Genomic DNA, 18888 nt, shown 5'->3' on the forward strand with positions numbered 1-18888 from the left:
TGTCCGAAGCCAATTCATCTCCCACCTACTCACTTCGCGTTCCTTGAGGAAGGAGTCTTCTTGGCTAAAATGATAAAATCACCTTATGAAAGACTTTTGTAATATTTACGTAAGAGATTTGAAAGGTTTTTAAATTAAAATAACCTTCTGAACGTAAGATTTGGATTAATAAATAGAAAAATAAAAAATGAGGAATGACGTTATGAATGGAAAAGAAACAAAAAAGGTAAAAAAGATCCTCCCTGTAGGAATTGGAAAGAAGGTAATCCCTGCAACAGCGGCATTAGGTATTCTTTTTTCTATGGCTCCTGTTGGAGAAAATAAGGCTAGTGCAGGGATAGGTGCGGTAGTAGATATAACTATTACTGTATTAGGTGCTGTAGCAAACACTTATGAAGCACTTGGAATAAGCCCAGGGGATCGAGACCCAGGTACTCACATTGATGTATATGCAGAAAACGAAACTTACCAAGCTCCTAGTTTTAAATCTGGGGAATTTAATATTTCTATGTATCATACACAAGGTGATTTGAATTTTCTTAAACAAGTTAAAGTACGCTATCCAAATGGAAAAATTGAAATTCATCAACTAAAATCTGGACAGCAGCTTAAAATTACTGAAGCAGGTGCAATTATAGATTTAAACCCTAATGCAGCAAATGTTTCAGAACACGATCTTCTTTACATTACACAAGCTCAATTAGACGAAGGAAAGACCGGAGTTGTGATAAATCAAGGCCAACATGCATTTGTAGAAAAAGCATCTGGTAAAAACCCAAGATTTCTTGGTCCACTTTACAAAAAATATTCCGGTGACTCCTTTGGCGATTGGACGGTGATTGCTAGAAATTCAGATTACCTATTTGATCAGATAGCAAATAAATTATCAGATGAACAAAAACGATTGATAACATTAACTTCAAAGCCAGTATCTAAAGATGTCCTTGACAACTATGTTAATAATGATCCTAAAGCTCGTGCAGATTTTTATGATCGATTATCTGATGTATTGGCGGAGCGAACTAACGTCCTAGAGACATCTATGGCACTACCATTCATTACACTAAATGACGGTAAAGGTTATCAAATTATCCCTTATAAAAAAGGAACGAATAAAGTAATCGTAAAGACAGGTTCAAGATATCTTTCAGGAAAAGAAGGAAACGGACTTCAATATTCTGATTCGCTTGGCGATGATGAAGTGTTTGAACTTGTTCAGATAGGAAATTCTAACGATGGTAAATTTCAATTCCGTTTGAATAACAAAAATGGGGTAAGTCTGGCTGGTAATCAATATACTTCTCAATTTGGTACTGATTGGAGTTTCAAATCTGAAATTCGTTTCTCTGATAAAAGCAACAATGAAATTAAGAATTGGTTAATAGAGTGGTATCCGGGTAAAGAAAATGAGAAACAAAATTATGACAAAATAGAGATTATATCTAATGAAAAGGACCCTACTAAATATAGTGCAAAAGATTCCTCTGGAAACGTGATAAAGAACAGTTGGATAAATCGAGGTACTGGTTATTCCTTTGCAGATGCTGAAGGAGTCATTTTGACAGGCTGGCAAGAAATTAAGGAGAAGACTTATTATTTCTCATCCCCTTATGGCTACATGGTTACTGGAGGAGGAAGTGATTCACTAATTGATGGGAAGTACTATAACTTCAATGACTCCGGTGTTCTGCAACGATCAGCATGGAGAGACCTATACTATTCTGATGCTTCTGGAGCGTTTGTTAAAGAAGGCTTGAAAGATATAGATGGGAAAATTTATTATTTCCAAAACTTCGTGCCAAATAAAAAAGAACTACGTTTAGAAGATCAAGATGTCATCCTTCACTTTTCCGAAAAAGGTGTGCTGGAGAGAGTTTCTAATCTAAATGGGGAAGCTATAAACAACGCTGTTAATGTTAAGCTTGACAACAAAATATTAGCATTTAATAACGACGGTTCAATTTTGAAAACAGGAATCAACAAAAATGCGAACACAATAGCATATTATAGTTTAGAAGATGGCGCTTTCTATACCGGATGGAAAATGATAGACGGTAAAAGATACTATTTCACAAATGGCCACAATACTATTTTCAATAATTATGAAAACATTGACGGAAAAAGATTTTATTTCCATGAAGACGGATCAGTTAACCGAGCAGGTTTTGAAAAAATCGACGGTAAACTATATCACTTTGACAATAACGGCGTAGCACAAACGGGCTGGCAAACTATCGATAATAAATATTATTACTTCGATGAGAATGGGGCAGCTAAAACAGGATGGTTCCAAGTTGGTGGTGGATATAGGCCTTGGCCTCTTGCATATGGATACCTTTGGTATTGTGCTAAGGAAGATGGTTCCCTTTATGCAGACGGTTGGTTTAAAATTGACGGTAAAGATTATCACTTTGACCAATGGGGACATAAAATGTAATAACATAATGATAGTTTGAAAATTTAGCCTATACGTATAAAAATGGATCATGACATGGACTGATTATATTTTCCGTGTTATGATCCGTTTTAATCTTTTTAGGTATACTCCCTCTTATTAGTTCTCGATTCTATTCTTTGAGACTAAATAAAAAATTCGAACTAGACTTTAGTTCACTTGAAGCTGAATATATATTGGAATTTATGATGAAAGAAATTGGCCCACTTGTATATAATCAAGCTGTAGAAGATGCATGTAAAACATTACGTCTTCAGATGGATGTTATTGAAGAAGAAATTTACGTGCTACAAGTTCTGATAAAATAGAAATGATACACCCGAGCCACCTTTTTTGTAGAACAAAAAAGGTGGCTTTTGTCCTCTCATAAATCCTTACATAGGAAAATCAGTTATTCAACTTTAAAAAAATGTCTTAGCTTAGATTTTATATATTTAGTTGGCGGGTATCTCGAAGAGAAGTTGGTAAAAGCACAGCGTGGAGATTTCATTTTATCTATATCATATTTTCGCTTACAACTATTTCTAACTTTTACTTTCAATGCATTTTTTAACCAATTTTGGTTAAGTTATTTTCATAGAGGTTATTGCTAATTCAATGGACATATTTACATATCAGTATGCCTGATTTTTAAAATATAAATTTCTTAAAAACTTTATGTAACTTCTTTCTGAAAGGAAGGGTATTATCAATTGAAACCGTATGAAAAAGTACCTGATGAATCTATAAAATCTTTACAGGATTTAATGCAATTACTAAAAAAATCTAAAGATTTTATAACATTGGAAATCAATTCCAACAATTCCTCTATAGTCATTTCATATTTTAGAACATTAATCGATGTGAATATATTCCATGAAGAGATTTTAACTTATATAAAGGAGAAGAGCTTCGATTCATTACAAGATATGCAGTCTGTCTTACCCTTTGAAAATTCAAAAGTAACAAATCAAATGGAAGATATTCAGGATAGTATTTTAAGCGGTTATATACTTATTCAGTTCAATACAGATAAATTAAATGGCTTGTTAATAAATGTGTCAAAGAAAGAAAAAAGAGATATTACAAAAGCTGAAATTGAATACAATATCGTGGGTCCACAAATCGCGTTTGTTGAAGATTTAGATGTAAACTTAAATTTAGTACGTAGAAAACTTCCAACACCTTATTTGCAAATGAAGGAATTGAAAGTAGGCTCTCTCTCTAACACAACCGTTGCAATTGTATATATTGAGGGTATTGTAAATGATCAAAATCTACAAGAAATTATAAAACGGGTGACTCAAATAAAAACAGACCACGTTTTGGATAGCACGTATTTGACTCAGTTAATTGCAGACAATCCTAATACTATATTTCCTCATTTTTTGAATACAGAACGTCCAGACCGTGTAGCAGCTGTATTGGCAGAAGGGAAAATTGCACTTTTTGTAGATGGCTCACCTTACGCTATCACCCTTCCAACAACATTAATTGACTTTTTTTCTACGACAGAAGATTACACCATGCCTTGGATTATTGCCTCATTTTTTCGACTGTTAAGGATTTTTGCTTTTATCTTTTCTGTTTTAACGACTCCATTATATGTTTCGATCTTAACATATCATTATGAGCTTATTCCAAAAGAACTTCTTGAAACGTTGATCATATCGAGAAGTAAAGTACCTTTTCCTCCATTAATTGAAGCACTTTTTTTAGAAATAACGATTGAATTACTGAGAGAAGCGGGGACACGTTTACCAACTAAAGTGGGTTTAACTGTCGGTATAGTAGGGGGTATTGTAATTGGACAAGCATCGGTGGAGGCAAGTCTTACAAGTAACGTACTTATTATCATTGTTGCACTTTCAGCTCTTAGTTCATTTACAGCACCAATATATCGAATTGGTAATACAATTCGAGTAATTCGTTTTCCTTTTATAATAGCTGCACACCTGCTGGGCTTATTAGGAATTGTTTTAACAAGTTCTTTCCTTTTAGCACGCTTATTACGTACAGAATCATTAAGACGTCCTTATTTGTTCCCTTTTTATCCCACACGCCCTACAGATTGGAAAGACAGCATTATACGTCTGCCAATCTCAGCGATGTTCCGACGTCCAATTTTTTCAAGATCTAAACAGCGGTTTCGTTTTGATCCAGAAGAGGTAGAGAAAAATAAAATCATATCACGAAATGATTTCGATGATTGAATTTAACAGGGAGGAGCATTATGAAACAGATCCCAATTGAGTATCAAGTCTCTCCATATATGGTATTTTTTTTAATTATTACTATACAGATGGGGGTTGGTATGCTTGGTTTTGAAAGGATTGGTGCAAAGTTAGTTGGAAATGATGCGTGGATTAGCACGCTACTTTTTGGAATGTCTGTTAATCTTATGATTTGGATCATATATCAGATTTTAAATCAGGGTAATGGAGACATCATTGCAATCAATCAAAACGTACTTGGAAAATGGATTGGTGGATTGTCCAACTTCATTTTTTTATCCTATATTGTATTGTTAGGTGCAACAACACTCCATACTTATATCGAAGTAGTACATGTTTGGATGTTTCCTTCCATTTCATCTTGGGTTATAGCTGGGGCCTTTTTAGGCTTATGTTATTACATTGTGACTGGAGGATTTCGTGTAGTTGCCGGAATCGGCTTCTTTGGAATCGTTATCCCAAGCATTCTAATCTTCACATTTTTTTATCCTTTGCAGTATGCAGATTTTCGAAATTTATTTCCAATTGCACAGCATTCATTCCTAGAAATTATGAAAGGAATGAAAGGAAATATGTTTAGTTTTTTTGGATTTGAAATGTTATTGTTGTACTACCCATTTATTAGAAAGGCAAAAACGTCTCAAAAATATGCGCATTATGCAAATTTAGTAACGACTATTGTCTATACATACCTAATGATCTTAACTCTTGCGTTTTTTAGTGAAAAACAACTTGCGAGCGCGATATGGGCATATTTAAGCATGATTAAAATTATACAATTTCCCTTTATAGAGCGGTTTGAATACATTATTGTTTCTGTTTGGGCTTTTTTTATATTACCTAATGTTTCCTTTACATTATGGGGAGTAAGTCGTGGTATAAAAGAGGCACTGGGAATAAAGCAAAAATATGTTTTGCCAGTTATCATCTTATTCATCTTTGTTTTATCATTTTTTTTGAATAACCGTAATAAAATTAACTTATTAAATACTTGGACAGGTCAAATTGGCTTCGTATATATATATGTATACCTGCCTGTACTATGGCTAATTCAAACCGCCAAAATAAAGTTAAGGAGATAAACATGAAGCGATGGATACTTTTCCTTATATTAAGTGTCTTCTCAATAGGTTGTGCTAAAACGAAAATTGTGGATGACATTGATTTAGTTCAAGTTGCGGCATATGATACTGAAGCAGAAGGTAAGCTAAAAGGAACCTTTGCGATTGCAGCTTATAAAGGAGGCGGGGAAGGTGAAACGAAAATCTATTCAGCATCAGGCCAGACTGGTAGAGAAGTTCTGGCAAGAGCATCCGAAAAATCTTCTGGACCTCTAGAGTTGGGGCAATTGCGTGTTATTATATTTAATGAAAAAATAATTGAAAAGGGAATGCAGGAAATTTTAGAGACTTTGAACCGAAATCCTAGTGTAGGAAATGCAATTTATTTAGCAATTACAAATGTAAAAGGGGAATCACTATTAAAGGGGAACTATTCTAAAGAAAAAGAAATTGCTTCCTATCTATCCTCTTTACTGGAGCAAAATATGAACAATGGAACGCAACCAAAAACAAATTTTTTTATGTTTTTAAACCAACTTGATGATGATGCGAGAGATTCATATTTACCGATGCTATCTAAAAAAGGTAACGTTTTGGAGTTAAATGGAATAGCACTTTTTAAAAGATGTAAAATGGTTGATACAGTGAAACCTAAAGATTTATTTGTATTTAAATTGTTGACAGATACTTTTAAACAAGGCACATACCAATTGAAACTACCTGGTTCTTCAAATAATTACGCCACGATAGAGAATATAAAGGCTAGAACAAAATATAAGATGGAGGGGAATAGTAAGCATCCATTCGTAAATGCTCATATTCAAGTTAAAGCTGAAATTCAAGAATTTACAAAAACAAAAAATCTAGATAATCCTAAAGAAATAAAAAAATTAGAAAAAATTATGGAAACAGAAATAGAAAAAAAAGCAACTACATTGATAAAGAGATTTATTAAAAAAGGCACAGATCCTATAGGACTTAGAAAACTTGGTAGAACTCACGTAAGAAAATGGAACAGTCAAGAATGGGAAGAATCCTATAAACATTTACATTTTCGTGTAACAGCTGATGTAAAGGTAACCCAATCTGGTGTTACAGAATAAATAAATCAAATAAGATATGGAAAATTTCAATAAAAAACATGGTCTCGCAGGAGATTAGGGAGAGAGAAACTAGTAACAAAGCATCTCATAAACATCAAGATGCTTTGTTACTAGTTTTTATTTATGAATTTTTACATGGTATTTTTCTAATATAAGTACAGCCAACATTTCGGAATTTTTGTATGCTAAGCGAATTTTAACCCAAAAAATTCGAATTCCTGTACGTTAAGTGAAGTGACTTTTCATTCACATAATCTGTATTATTTGAAGTTAATAAAGTATGTTACACTCTCTTCTTTAAGAATGTTTCCATAATATCCTTCTGGAATCTTTCATAATCAAACTGTAAAGCTACATTATGTGTTTTATAGCCTGGATTAGTAACAAAACGAAAGTCTGCAATGCTTTGACCAAATCCTTCTCCTTGATCAGGAATAACTTTAATGGGTACTCTTGAAAGGCTAACAGCCTCTTGATTCAGCAAATACCACACTGTTACAAAATCATGCATAGGGCTTCCGCTTATACCAGGATTAGACTTGGAGTAGAAATTATAATAATAGTCTAACATAGGTTTGATGATGAGTCCTGCAAGATCCTGTGTATCCCGATGAAATGCATCGATTTGCTGGACCATTTCGGGTGTAACAATCGCATGTTGAGTTACATTTAATGGGATAATTGTTAAGTTCTTCGCATGCTGCAGAATTAAATTTGCTGCATAAGGATCTGCGTAAAAGTTAGCTTCAGCCACGGCAGTCACGTTACCTGGATAGAAAAAAGCTCCGCCCATGCAAATGCATTCTCTTACGTTACGCATTGTTTCTAAATTCAATACAAAGGTCGTAGCTAGCGAAGAAAGTCTTCCCAAATTGATAATTGTAAGGTCTTCTAAATTTGAATGTATAATTTGATAAATATCATTTAAAGGATAAACTGGATAAGAAATTTCAGGGGGAATGATAGGTCCTAATCCGACTTTTCCATGTACCTCAGGGAAATAGTGAACCAATATACCTGTCAACGGTACAGAAGCACCAAGGAATACAGGTATCTCTTTTTTTCCCGCTATGTACTTCAAATAGTTAATATTTCTTATTACATTTTCTCTTGATACATTTCCATAATCGGCTACAATCCCTACAAGTTGAATATCTTTACGAAAAAAAGTGTACAGCATAGCAAATGCATCATCAATTCCCAAATCTGTAAACAGAAGAACCTTTTTTTGCATATGTCTTCCTCCAAAATTTATAGAATCCTACTTTCACTAATGATGTAGTGATTAGACTAAACTTGTACGTATATATTTTATGTATTCCTAAAGAGTGGATTCTATTCATTTGAAGTAGCTTTACTCATCTAAATTTGATATTATGTTCAATCGCAAAATACATAAGGGGGATTAAGACTCGTTGTTATTGAGGAGTATACACCGGATTGGGCACTACAATTTAAAGAAGAACAAAAGTAGAAAACTGCATAATCCTTAAAAATACAACTTATCAAGGTTAGTTGCGGTTTTGAACTACTCACCACTTAACGTCCTTACGGACTGTTTGAAGTGTGAGATTCCTGCGAACACCGATGTATCCACCGGTTATCTTAGCAGGCTCTACCCGTAGTCCCTACGGTGGGAACATAAGTATCTTGTACGTTGACTCACCACACTCCCTACTTTAGCTTGGTTTTCGCAACTTCGGCAAGCGTGGGGCGATAGAACGTTGAAGATTTTACGGTTGCAACGTTTTTCTGCAACCAACCTCATATCTTCAGTTTTCGAAGAGCAATCTGTACAAGTATATGGTAGAAAATATGTTGGCTTATGCCAACCGACATTCATCTCCCACCTAAAATTGGTGTTTCACACCTTCACATTTTTGAGGAAGGAGTTTTCTGTCGGAAAACGATAAATTCCTTAGCGTACCATTTTCTCAAAATGATATGGTGATCCCAAATCATCTTCGAGAATCTATCGTGTAGATCTGTATGCATCCTCTATATAAATCATAAGGAATGTTTGCATGTTGGCTTTAGTTTTATGTACAATAAAGGGAAAGATATAGTCTGAAATAGGAAGAGGAGAATCATGTCCAATTCATTAGTAAATTTACGTATCGATTTTGCATTTAAGCAGTTATTTGGCACAAATGGGAATGAAGATATTTTAGTTGCTTTTTTAAATGCCATATTAAAAGATTCTTTAGAATCACCTATTGTTTCCCTGCAATTAGAAGATCCACATTTGCATCGAGAATATGAAGAAGATAAATTATCCATTTTAGATATTTCAACTACATTAAATACAGGAACAAAGGTAAATGTAGAAATACAATTGAATAACAATCACGATATGATCAAACGAAGCTTGTATTATTGGGGAAGGCTATACACCTCTCAATTGCAAAAAGGAATGCCTTATAGCTCACTTCATAAAACGATTACCATTAACTTGTTAAACTTTGTGATGTTTCCAGAATATGAAGCATTTCATACAACAGGAATCCTTTGGAATCAGCAACAACAAAAGCTATTAAGTGACGATATAGAAGTTCATATTGTAGAGATTTCAAAGTTACTACAGCAATGGCGCGAAGAGAAAGTTAATCCGTGGGAAGATTCTTTTGTTCGTTGGTTATTATTATTACCAGCGAATGAAGATGAGTATCTCACACAAACATTGGAGGACATTGCCATGAACCAAGATCCGATTTTACAAAAAGCAATAAATAAGTGGGAACATATGAGTCAAGATTCTTCTTTCCGTCAAGCATATGAAGCAAGAGAAAAAGCCTTAATGGATGAGGCTGCAAAGTTTGCTCATGCTCGTAATGAGGGAAAAAAAGAAGGAATTCAAGAAGGGGTTCAGCAAGGAAAAATACAGATGATTAGAGGTATGCATGAGCTTGGTGTACCACTTGAAACGATTGCTAAAGCCAGTAAATTAGATATTGATGAGGTTGAACGTATTTTAGAAAAAAATAAATAACTCAAAAAGAACCTATTAACAGGTTCTTTTTTGAGTTATTTATGGGGTACCGTCACATCGCTATCAAGCTAAAATTTTATAGTACCCCTAGAACGAAATTTTGTGTTAACTTATAACAAAAAAATATATATTTAGAACGTACTACAACTTCTGTTTGGCTACTAAAGTATCTAAAAAGACAAGGTCAACGCCAACTCAGAAACTAGGTTTAACCGATAAACAATTTACTTTAAACGATATTCTATACTTTAAATAAGCTGGACAATCATCCTATTTTAAAAAGGATGATTTTTTTAGAGGTTCCTGTGGAATTTTATGTTAAACTTAATATAAAGATTATGAAAATTCAATCTTCAACAAACGGGCAGGATTATTGAACAAGTTTTATGAACTTTAGTGGTAGCATCATTAGTGAAGTGCTTTATAACAACTAATTAAGGAGGGATAGAATATGAGAAATAACTTTCAAGTCGTTGCGTTACAAGAGAAGGAGTTTAATAACCTATTTCTAATGAATGAAGAAGTATTAAAAAGTATCGGGGCAGTCAAAATAATAGCAAATCAAAATCCTGGATATCCTTGCCGGATAAGTTTAAAGGATGCAGAGGTAGGAGAAGAGGTAATCTTACTGAATTACCAATATCATAGTGTTAATTCGCCTTATAAAGCAAGTGGTCCTATATTTATACGAAAGGGAGCAACTACCGCTAAGCTAGATGTAAATGAAATTCCGCATATGTTACATCATAGGTATCTATCTGTACGCGGCTACAATGCTGACTCAATGATTGTAGAAGCAAGGGTTACAGAAGGTGTAAATTTAAGAGAAAATATAGATGAAATTTTTGATAATAAAGAAGTAGAATATATTCACATTCTTAACGCTAAACCAGGATGCTATAACTGCCTTGTTAATAGAGTGTGAAAAAATTGGAAATGCAAACTTCTATTATCCTATAAGGGGTAACACCAAATCGCTATCAAACTAATACAACAAAATCTCCCCTAAAATGAAAAAATACGCTATTCTTTCTGTAGAATCATAGGAAAGGATGGCGTTTTTGTATGTCTATTTCTGTATCCGATGAATTACAACTATTTGCTCAAGAGATTCAAAGCTGTTTATCTCCAAATATCTTACGAGATCTTGCTAGAGATGTTGGTTTTGTACAACGAACTAGTAAGTATCAAGCGAAGGATTTAGTCGCTTTATGTGTATGGATGAGTCAAAATGTCGCTGCGACTTCTTTAACTCAGTTATCTAGCTGTTTAGAAGTATCAACAGAAGTACTCATCAGTCCTGAGGGACTGAATCAACGATTTAATAAAGCGGCTGTCCAATTCTTACAACACATACTAGCTGAACTACTAAACCAAAAATTGGCCTCATCTATGCTCATTTCTTCTCCATATACTTCTGTTTTCAAGCGTATCCGTATTTTAGATTCAACTGCATTTCAAATCCCAGATCCCTTTTCATTCGTTTATCCGGGTGCAGGAGGATGCAGCCATACAGCGGGAGTGAAGATTCAGCTTGAGTATGATTTATTAAGTGGACAATTCCTTCATATTCATACAGGTCCAGGTAAACAACATGATCGAACCTACGGTTCCCTGTGTGTCCCAACTGTAACAGCGAATGATTTATGTATCCGAGATTTAGGCTATTTTCATTTAAAAGATCTTCAACATATACAAGATAAAAAGGCTTACTATATCTCACGTATCAAATCGAATACACGTATTTATCAAAAAAATCCTAACCCTGATTATTTTCAAGATGGCAGAATCAAGAAAGGTACAGAGTATATCCAGATAGATATGGAGGTTTTAATGAACTCTCTTCAACCAGGACAAACATGTGAAATATCCAACGCTTATGTAGGAATGAATGATAAAATCCCAACTCGTGTGATTGTTCATCGGCTAACAAAAGAACAACAACAAAAACGATTACAAGATCAAACTGTAAGAGAAAAAAAGAAAGGAATGAAGTATTCCGCTCGTAGTAAACGACTTAGCGGTATCAATGTATATATGACAATATCTGTAGAGGTGTTCGCTTCATTCTTTAGATTGATACTTGCGTTAATATCCCTATCATGGTGTGTACGACAAGAAGGGCAGTCCCATTTACGTAGGTTTAGATTTTTAACGTCTTTGTTTTGATATCCACAACAAGAACATAATTGGCTTGAAGCAAATGTTTTCGATACGACAATGATTTGTTTGCCGTACCATTTTGCCTTATATTCCAACATAGTTCGAAACTGAGACCATGATACTTCACTAATTGCTTTTGCTAACTTATGATTCTTTAACATATTTGTAATGACATTCAAAGAGGTTCTGGTGCAAAAACCATTTGATAGAGACATAGAACCTATATGGACTGTTCAATGACAGTTTACGATGCAATTCCAAACAATTTATGTATGAATCTAACTTCATTTTGGGCAGACTTCACCTGTGGGTGAAGTTGTCCTTTTTCAGCATATGCATGGCTTCAACACCACTCAATATAGAAGTGGCTGTTTCATACGACTTGAATCCTAACATAGAACGCACACGTTTCTTAATGAAACGGTGATCCTGTTCTACTATATCTCTTGCGCTCTCAATCCTAATAAATCCAGGGTGTGTTTTTACTAGTCCTACCAAGTCCTCTGACATACTTTCATATCTTTCTGAATTGTGCTCTGATCTTTGAGAAGTAAATATAGCTGCATAATAGGTATTCATTGTGTTACCTCCTTAAAAGAATTGCGTCTTTATTAAGAATCGAAAACCATGAGTGATTTCAATAGCAGCTGCCTCAATGGGAGGAAAGACCTCGATAACGATGTGGGAAACTAAGACATCAATGTTGTAGTCATTATTTTTAGGAAAAACAAGTCTAGAGTTCCCTTTTTTATAGGAAGCTCGAGCATTCAATCCACTGATAAAAGGAAACCCAAAGGGCATACTAAGATTATATTTAAAATGGGAGGATATAAATTTGAGTACAATAGAAAATGCAGTATCTATCTTCGCCTTAGGCGGCTTGAATGAAATCGGGAAAAACATGTATGCAATCGAATATTCAAACGATATCGTGATTATCGACTGTGGCAATAAGTTTCCAGATGAAAGTTTATTAGGAATTGATTTGATTATCCCTGATATAGCTTACTTAGTAGAAAATAAAGATAAAGTCAGGGCTTTAATTGTTACACATGGACATGAAGATCATATAGGGGGGATCCCGTTCTTCTTAAAAAAATTGAATGTACCCGTTTATGCCACACGCTTCACACTAGGATTAATTGAAATCAAATTAAAAGAACATAAACTTCTAGGAGAAAGTGAACTTATTGAAATCAACTCAAACTCAAACTTGACAATCGGAGGAATAAGTGTAAGTTTTTTTAAAGTGACCCATAGTATTCCTGATTGCTTGGGAATAGTCTTTCACACACCAGAGGGTAATATTGTACATACGGGGGACTTCAAGTTCGATTTAACCCCTGCGAATAATGAGAATTCGGATATTCATAAAATGGCTGAAATCGGCAAAGACGGGGTCTTGCTTCTATTGTCTGAGAGTACCAATGCAGAGCGTCCTGGTTTGACCCCATCGGAACAAATGGTAGGTGAACATGTGGAAGCAGTTTTCATGAAAGCCGAACGCAAAGTTATTGTTTCTACCTTTGCTTCAAATATTAGCCGCGTTCAGCAAGTCGTGAATGCAGCGCAAAAAACAAATCGAAAACTTGCGTTGCTTGGACGAAGTATGGTTAATGTCGTAGCGGTTGCTATGGAACGTGGTTATTTAACAATTCCAGATGGAATGTTAATTGCCCCACATGAAATCAATGAAATGGCTCCTGAAAGGGTGGCCATTTTATGCACGGGGAGTCAAGGAGAACCATTGGCTGCTCTTGCTCGCCTGTCCACTGGAAACTTTCGCGGTGTCGACATTTTACCTGAAGATACGGTTATCTTTGCAGCAGGTCCAATACCTGGGAATGAACGAAATATCACAAGTATCGTAGACAACTTATTTGCACTTGGAGCTAAAGTGATTTATGGATCAGGAAGTACATCCGGAATGCATGTTTCTGGCCATGGTTATCAAGAAGATTTAAAACTAATGCTTACATTAATGAAACCAAAATATTTTATTCCCATTCACGGTGAATTTAGAATGTTACACCATCACCGTTTGTTAGGTGAATCCGTTGGAGTAGAGCAAGGAAGCACTTTTATCATCAATAATGGCGATGTCGTCGATATTGAACATACCATTGCCCGTCAGACCCGGAAAATACCGGTGGGGAATACCTACGTAGATGGAGGGGATGTCGATAATATTGGGGAAATTGTGTTACGAGACCGCAAACAACTTTCAGAGGATGGGATGCTCATGATTGTTTTAACTATGAGCAAATCGGAAGGAAAACTGATTTCTGAACCCGATACCATTTCTCGTGGATTTGTGGATAGAGATTTCTCAGAACTCCGAAGAGACGTTAATCGACTTACTATAAAAACTGTTAACGAGCTACAAGAAGCAAATAGAAACTCATGGAATGTAATGAAAAAACAAATAAAAAAATCAATACGACAATATGTATATACACATACTAAGAAAAAGCCAATGATTGTTCCTATACTTATTGAAATTTAATAGGGGGAAGTTTTAAAAGAATTAATTGATCTTCAACAATTGGGCGCTTTAATAGAGGAATGATCACAGAAATTATCAAACTTTTTTATAAAAGGATGATTTAATTGAATATAGAAAAAGCGTGTTTTGAACAATCTTTTTTCGAACCGCGCTTTTTTTATTTGCTCTTTTATCAAGGTTTATTAAGTTAATTTAGTCAAACTTTATTTCAAGGCTACACTTAGTTCTAAGTTTAAATTAAAAAGAAAAGAGGAGAGTAATGCCTTACCGTAAAAAAAGACACCCCAAGGTGCCTTCCTTCGACTTGAATCATCTTAATTTTAATAATATGTATTGGACTCCCATTTAAATGATATTTTACCAAGTTGAGGTTGCGTCATATCATCATCAAGCTTAGAAATCGATGGTTCCTCAAAACGAAAAAACGAGCTAATTTCCCATAGTTAACAGTGGAGAGATAATAATTTTGTTTTGTTAGTCCTTCAAAATATTGAAAAAATGGAGATGGTGTTATTTATTGTTTAAGTTGATGATTCTAAGATACCAATTTAATTGACCTGATAGCGATGTATCCGTACTCCCCCAAAAATTCACCTTTGGCCTCAGGGAAATTAAATAGGGTAATAATTATTACAAGTGGATTAGGTTTCTTGTGAATTTTTAAATTAAAGGTCTTATCCAAAGTTGAGAAAAATCCACATACCCAAAATATTTCATCTTAATATTCGTTAAATCTGATGAAAAAGGAATTTGCCGTGTATCATCGTATAAGGGAATCATAATAGAGGATTCTATCAGTTCTTTTTCAAGATTCTTATTTAATAAAGCCCACTCTTCAAAAGGTGTATGTTTATATTTAGATAGTTGTTTTCTTAGTGATTTATTTGTTTTTAACACTTTAGCCAATGGTGAATATCTAGCTGTTAAAAAATAATAAAATGATATCTCTTGATTCATCTCGAATACTTCACCATGAATAAAAAGATCGACTTGTTCATTAAGCTTTTCATCCCTAACATAGTTTTTAAATGGAACCCATTTGACTTGAAAAGGTATATTTTCTTTTTCTAAGATATGCATTAACCATTTTGTAGTCGCTTCTGTATACTGAGTAGCTTTTATAATAAGTGGTTCTTTAAATTCGGGACGTTTTCTTTTTGGAATATTGACTTGATGATCTATGTCTTTCAAACAGCTATTAACATTTGGGGATTTTTGAGAATCATATTCATGAATATGATTTATATTGTTAGCGATAATCGAATGTATGTAATTACGAACATCAATGTGCTGAATGGAAGAATCGCGCCAAGCATTCATAATTATAACGCCAAAACCTGAATTCCTTTCTACTTGAAAGGTAGAATTACATTTATGGTGTTTGGAAGATTGGTAAATAGTATCAAATTCTAGAGGGACCTGAATGAATTCTACTATATCTAGTAAAGGTCTTTCTTGAAAATAATCATGAAATGCTATTAATGATGTTTTTTCCAGGTTATTCTCTCCTATATAAAAACCACCGGTTCCTATGATTTGACCGTTATTTTCTTTATAAATACTTGTATTTATCGTACATAACATTTGCAAACAATAACTACACCCCTTTGGGTAATGTATATCAATAATTAATGATGAAACAACCTCTATTTTTTCTATGGGTGCCCATAAGTCTTTATAGTATGTATGACTGCGTAATTTTGAGAGACATTGTTTCACATCAGACGCTGTTAAGATGGATCCATCATGAAATTTTATAGACTTTTTTAAATATAGTCTAAGCGTAGATTGAGTTAAATCCCAACTGTGAGCTATTTCAGGTAATATGTTCCCCTTTTTATCCATATAAACAAGTCGATTGAAAACGTTCGCGACAATATGTGCACTATGTACATCGGCAGCCTCGAGCGGATGTGTTGTTAAAAAGGGATTTCTTCTAGGAATAATTAATTTATCATCTGAGTTATGTATATAGCCAAATTTTGAATGAAACTTAGTCATCAAGCGTAGTTTACTGTTTGGAGACCAATTATATAGTAAATATTTACTACTTTTTTCAACAGGCTGTTGGTCCATAATTTCCATTACTTGTGACTCATAGATTTGTTCTATATTTTTCAACCATTGGAGAGAGGAGGGATTTCCTCTACCTTTTCCAGGAATGAAAGTCAGCCAACCTTCATCCATCCATTTATGTAAGTAACGTACTGTTTGCTTTGTACTTAAATTTAAAAAATCTGCTAGGTCTTGTATTTTTATATTTCCTGAAGAAAATGATTGCCATAGATTCAGTAAAGTTTTATCCATTTTCCTATCTCCTTTTATAAGTGGACATGTTTTTCTGAAGGTGTCCATTTTTAATTTGATAAGTCTAGTTTAATATAACATTAGACAAGGGGAGGAGATACGATGAGTTGGAGAGAATTTGAGCAAAATATAAAAGTACGCTTAATTACATCATTTTTTAATCGTGCTGTTACATCAGCAGTAATGCCTTTCATGGCATTGTTTTTTTCTCAAGAAATAAATAAAGTATGGGCCGGGTTATTTTTAATCTTAACGGTTATTTTAAGTTTTTTTTCAAATTTAATTGGAGGTTACATTTCAGATCGATTTCAACGAAAGAAAATCTTATTATTAACTTCTTTTTCTAGTACTTTAATGTTTTTATTTATGACTTTAAGCCTATTTCCTACAAATAAGATAATTTGGTTATTTGCAATCGCTTATGTAGGTTTTATAATAACTAGCAGTCTGGGGCGCCCATCCATGCAAGCTATCATCATAGACTCAACTACACCGGAAAATCGAAAGGCTGTCTATACAATTGACTATTGGCTTATGAATCTTTCTATGGCAATTGGTGCAGCATTAGGTGGTTTTTTATACATTCATCACCAAAAAGAGTTATTTATATTACTGACTTTTGTTTCTGCTACATTACCAATTGCTTATAAAATTTGGCTAGTTGAAGAAGTTAAAGGATGCGTAGAAAAAAGGCATGGAAATATAGTACGCGATCTAATTCAAAATTATAAAGTTGCTATTCAAGATAGAGCATTTTTAAGAGTTGTAATAGGATCTACCTGCATATTTGCAGCAGAGTTTTCTTTAAACAGTTATATTGGTGTACGACTTTCAGAAACGTTCAATCCATTAAGCATTGGGAACTTTAAGATAGTAGGAGTGAGCATGCTAAGTATTCTTAACATACAAAATATGCTTTTAGTAGTATGTTTAACGTTTATTGTACATAAATTTACAAATCATCTAAGTGGAAAAAAAGCGTTACTTTTAGGTCTTGTGCTTTATGGGGTAGGTTATGTGGCAGTAACATCTGCAAACACCTGGTACGTACTGATTATTTTTAACTTTATTGCTACCGTTGGGGAACTTGTCTATTCACCAATTAGAAATGCAGAACAAGCTAATATGATTCCTGCTGACAAGAGAGGATCATATTCAGCCTTTGCGGGTCTATCATATATTGGGGCGGATTTAATTGCAAGAATGACTATTATCGTCGGTGCATTCTTAATTCCTACGATGATGTCTGTTTATATTGGTATGATTGTAATAATAGGGGCATTTTTCCTATATAAGGGCCTATTTGTTAGAACTAATAGTCAATCACAGGAAAGATTGACTAAAATTTCAATATAATATAATGCTTAAAATGAAATATAAACTATTCTTTCTATAGAATCGTAGGATAGGAGTGTAAAGAAGGATTATACAACTTTGGAGGTAATTATGAAAACTTTCATATATATGGTGAGACACGGGGATTCACCAAAATTTGGGGAAGAACAAACAAGAGGATTAACTGAAAGAGGAAAATTAGATGTTCAACGAATAACAGATGCATTACAAGAGGAGGGAATCGACGTTGTTATCTCAAGTCCATACGATCGTTCAATTCTAACTGTTCAGCAGTTAGCGAAGCAAATAGGACAAGAAATTTTAGTATTTGAGGACTTAAAAGAAAGAATTTTTATTGCTGAAGAGGAACGAATGTCGGATAAAGAATTATTCCCTTTAATAAAAAAGTCATTCTTAGACCCCGACTTTGCTTTAATGGGAGGAGAGTCTAATGTCGACTGTCAGAAACGTGCTATAAAAGTCTTAAAAGAATTATTAAATACCTATCGAGGACAGAAAGTAGTATTAGGCACTCATGGAGCTGTTATGACTTTGATGATGGGGTATTATGACAGTAAGTATGATTTTAATTTTTTACTACAGACATCAAAACCAGATATATATATAATGGAATTCAATGGACAGGAATTGGTGGAGGTTAAAAGATTGTGGGAAATTTCATAGATTGACTTTATTCATCCATAGCTTCTCCCAATGACGTGTATTATAAGCAATAGGGTTACTGCGGTAACTCTT

General features: G+C 34.0%; 12 protein-coding genes and 3 pseudogenes. 11 read left to right on the forward strand and 4 right to left on the reverse strand.

Features of this window, described 5'->3' with window-relative positions; genetic code table 11:
- Nucleotides 1-202 precede the first annotated feature (202 nt).
- The 5 genes from JDS95_RS27620 (at nucleotide 203) to JDS95_RS27640 (ending at nucleotide 6832) form a co-directional block, all read left to right on the forward strand.
- Nucleotides 203-2437 carry an N-acetylmuramoyl-L-alanine amidase family protein gene (locus JDS95_RS27620; protein ID WP_001013440.1) on the forward strand — a complete coding sequence of 745 codons (2235 nt, stop codon included), beginning with the start codon at nucleotides 203-205 and terminating at the stop codon, nucleotides 2435-2437.
- A 137-nt stretch (nucleotides 2438-2574) separates the two neighbouring features.
- Complete coding sequence (locus tag JDS95_RS27625; RefSeq protein ID WP_225989293.1) at nucleotides 2575-2763, forward strand: DUF2164 family protein; 189 nt, start codon at nucleotides 2575-2577, stop codon at nucleotides 2761-2763.
- Nucleotides 2764-3147: 384 nt separating this feature from the next.
- On the forward strand, nucleotides 3148-4647 hold the full coding sequence (locus JDS95_RS27630; protein WP_000805995.1) for a spore germination protein: 1500 nt from the start codon (nucleotides 3148-3150) through the stop codon (nucleotides 4645-4647).
- 20 nt (nucleotides 4648-4667) lie between these two features.
- Nucleotides 4668-5750 (forward strand): GerAB/ArcD/ProY family transporter, encoded by a 1083-nt coding sequence (locus JDS95_RS27635; protein ID WP_000809696.1) that lies wholly within the window; start codon nucleotides 4668-4670, stop codon nucleotides 5748-5750.
- Between the two features lie 2 nt (nucleotides 5751-5752).
- Nucleotides 5753-6832 carry a Ger(x)C family spore germination protein gene (locus tag JDS95_RS27640; RefSeq protein ID WP_199690899.1) on the forward strand — a complete coding sequence of 360 codons (1080 nt, stop codon included), beginning with the start codon at nucleotides 5753-5755 and terminating at the stop codon, nucleotides 6830-6832.
- A gap of 283 nt (nucleotides 6833-7115) precedes the next feature.
- On the opposite strand, the gene JDS95_RS27645 is transcribed toward JDS95_RS27640, so the two are convergent.
- Complete coding sequence (locus tag JDS95_RS27645) at nucleotides 7116-8066, reverse strand: nucleoside hydrolase (RefSeq protein WP_199690895.1); 951 nt, start codon at nucleotides 8064-8066, stop codon at nucleotides 7116-7118.
- 855 nt (nucleotides 8067-8921) lie between these two features.
- On the opposite strand from JDS95_RS27645, the gene JDS95_RS27650 reads away from it, so the two are divergent.
- The 3 genes and pseudogenes from JDS95_RS27650 to JDS95_RS27660 form a co-directional block, all read left to right on the forward strand.
- Nucleotides 8922-9821, forward strand: a complete 900-nt coding sequence (locus tag JDS95_RS27650) for an Rpn family recombination-promoting nuclease/putative transposase (RefSeq protein ID WP_199690896.1) — start codon at nucleotides 8922-8924, stop codon at nucleotides 9819-9821.
- Nucleotides 9822-10272: 451 nt separating this feature from the next.
- Nucleotides 10273-10746: a DUF1203 domain-containing protein gene (locus JDS95_RS27655; protein WP_001245419.1), complete on the forward strand. Its 474-nt coding sequence runs from the start codon at nucleotides 10273-10275 to the stop codon at nucleotides 10744-10746.
- Nucleotides 10747-10886: 140 nt separating this feature from the next.
- A pseudogene (locus JDS95_RS27660) lies at nucleotides 10887-11864 on the forward strand (IS4 family transposase); the annotation flags it as partial.
- Between the two features lie 17 nt (nucleotides 11865-11881).
- Here the strand turns inward: JDS95_RS27660 and JDS95_RS27665 are convergent.
- Both JDS95_RS27665 and JDS95_RS27670 read right to left on the reverse strand, forming a co-directional pair.
- Nucleotides 11882-12154 (reverse strand): annotated as a pseudogene (locus JDS95_RS27665) (RNA-guided endonuclease TnpB family protein); the annotation flags it as partial.
- Nucleotides 12155-12228: 74 nt separating this feature from the next.
- Nucleotides 12229-12467: pseudogene (locus tag JDS95_RS27670) on the reverse strand (DDE-type integrase/transposase/recombinase); the annotation flags it as partial.
- Between the two features lie 352 nt (nucleotides 12468-12819).
- Here JDS95_RS27670 and JDS95_RS27675 point away from each other — a divergent pair.
- Complete coding sequence (locus JDS95_RS27675) at nucleotides 12820-14490, forward strand: ribonuclease J (RefSeq protein ID WP_098016001.1); 1671 nt, start codon at nucleotides 12820-12822, stop codon at nucleotides 14488-14490.
- Nucleotides 14491-15150: 660 nt separating this feature from the next.
- On the opposite strand, the gene JDS95_RS27680 is transcribed toward JDS95_RS27675, so the two are convergent.
- Nucleotides 15151-16797 (reverse strand): ABC transporter substrate-binding protein, encoded by a 1647-nt coding sequence (locus JDS95_RS27680; protein ID WP_199690897.1) that lies wholly within the window; start codon nucleotides 16795-16797, stop codon nucleotides 15151-15153.
- A gap of 102 nt (nucleotides 16798-16899) precedes the next feature.
- Between JDS95_RS27680 and JDS95_RS27685 the strand changes: the two genes are divergently transcribed.
- Entirely contained in the window at nucleotides 16900-18153 is a 1254-nt protein-coding gene (locus JDS95_RS27685; protein ID WP_000118997.1) for an MDR family MFS transporter, read from the forward strand.
- A 90-nt stretch (nucleotides 18154-18243) separates the two neighbouring features.
- Nucleotides 18244-18816 (forward strand): histidine phosphatase family protein, encoded by a 573-nt coding sequence (locus tag JDS95_RS27690; protein ID WP_098016003.1) that lies wholly within the window; start codon nucleotides 18244-18246, stop codon nucleotides 18814-18816.
- The last annotated feature ends 72 nt before the right edge of the window (nucleotides 18817-18888 follow it).

The sequence above is a fragment of the Bacillus cereus group sp. N24 genome (genome assembly GCF_016483345.1).
In the GTDB taxonomy this organism is placed as follows: Bacteria; Bacillota; Bacilli; order Bacillales; family Bacillaceae_G; genus Bacillus_A; species Bacillus_A toyonensis.

Excerpts from the sequence above, each read along its gene's own strand:
- JDS95_RS27635 (WP_000809696.1), top strand. The coding sequence starts at position 4,668 with ATGAAACAGATCCCAATTGAGTATCAAGTCTCTCCATATATGGTATTT.
- JDS95_RS27645 (WP_199690895.1), bottom strand. The coding sequence starts at position 8,066 with ATGCAAAAAAAGGTTCTTCTGTTTACAGATTTGGGAATTGATGATGCA.
- JDS95_RS27640 (WP_199690899.1), top strand. The coding sequence starts at position 5,753 with ATGAAGCGATGGATACTTTTCCTTATATTAAGTGTCTTCTCAATAGGT.
- JDS95_RS27690 (WP_098016003.1), top strand. The coding sequence starts at position 18,244 with ATGAAAACTTTCATATATATGGTGAGACACGGGGATTCACCAAAATTT.
- JDS95_RS27685 (WP_000118997.1), top strand. The coding sequence starts at position 16,900 with ATGAGTTGGAGAGAATTTGAGCAAAATATAAAAGTACGCTTAATTACA.
- JDS95_RS27650 (WP_199690896.1), top strand. The coding sequence starts at position 8,922 with ATGTCCAATTCATTAGTAAATTTACGTATCGATTTTGCATTTAAGCAG.
- JDS95_RS27655 (WP_001245419.1), top strand. The coding sequence starts at position 10,273 with ATGAGAAATAACTTTCAAGTCGTTGCGTTACAAGAGAAGGAGTTTAAT.
- JDS95_RS27680 (WP_199690897.1), bottom strand. The coding sequence starts at position 16,797 with ATGGATAAAACTTTACTGAATCTATGGCAATCATTTTCTTCAGGAAAT.
- JDS95_RS27620 (WP_001013440.1), top strand. The coding sequence starts at position 203 with ATGAATGGAAAAGAAACAAAAAAGGTAAAAAAGATCCTCCCTGTAGGA.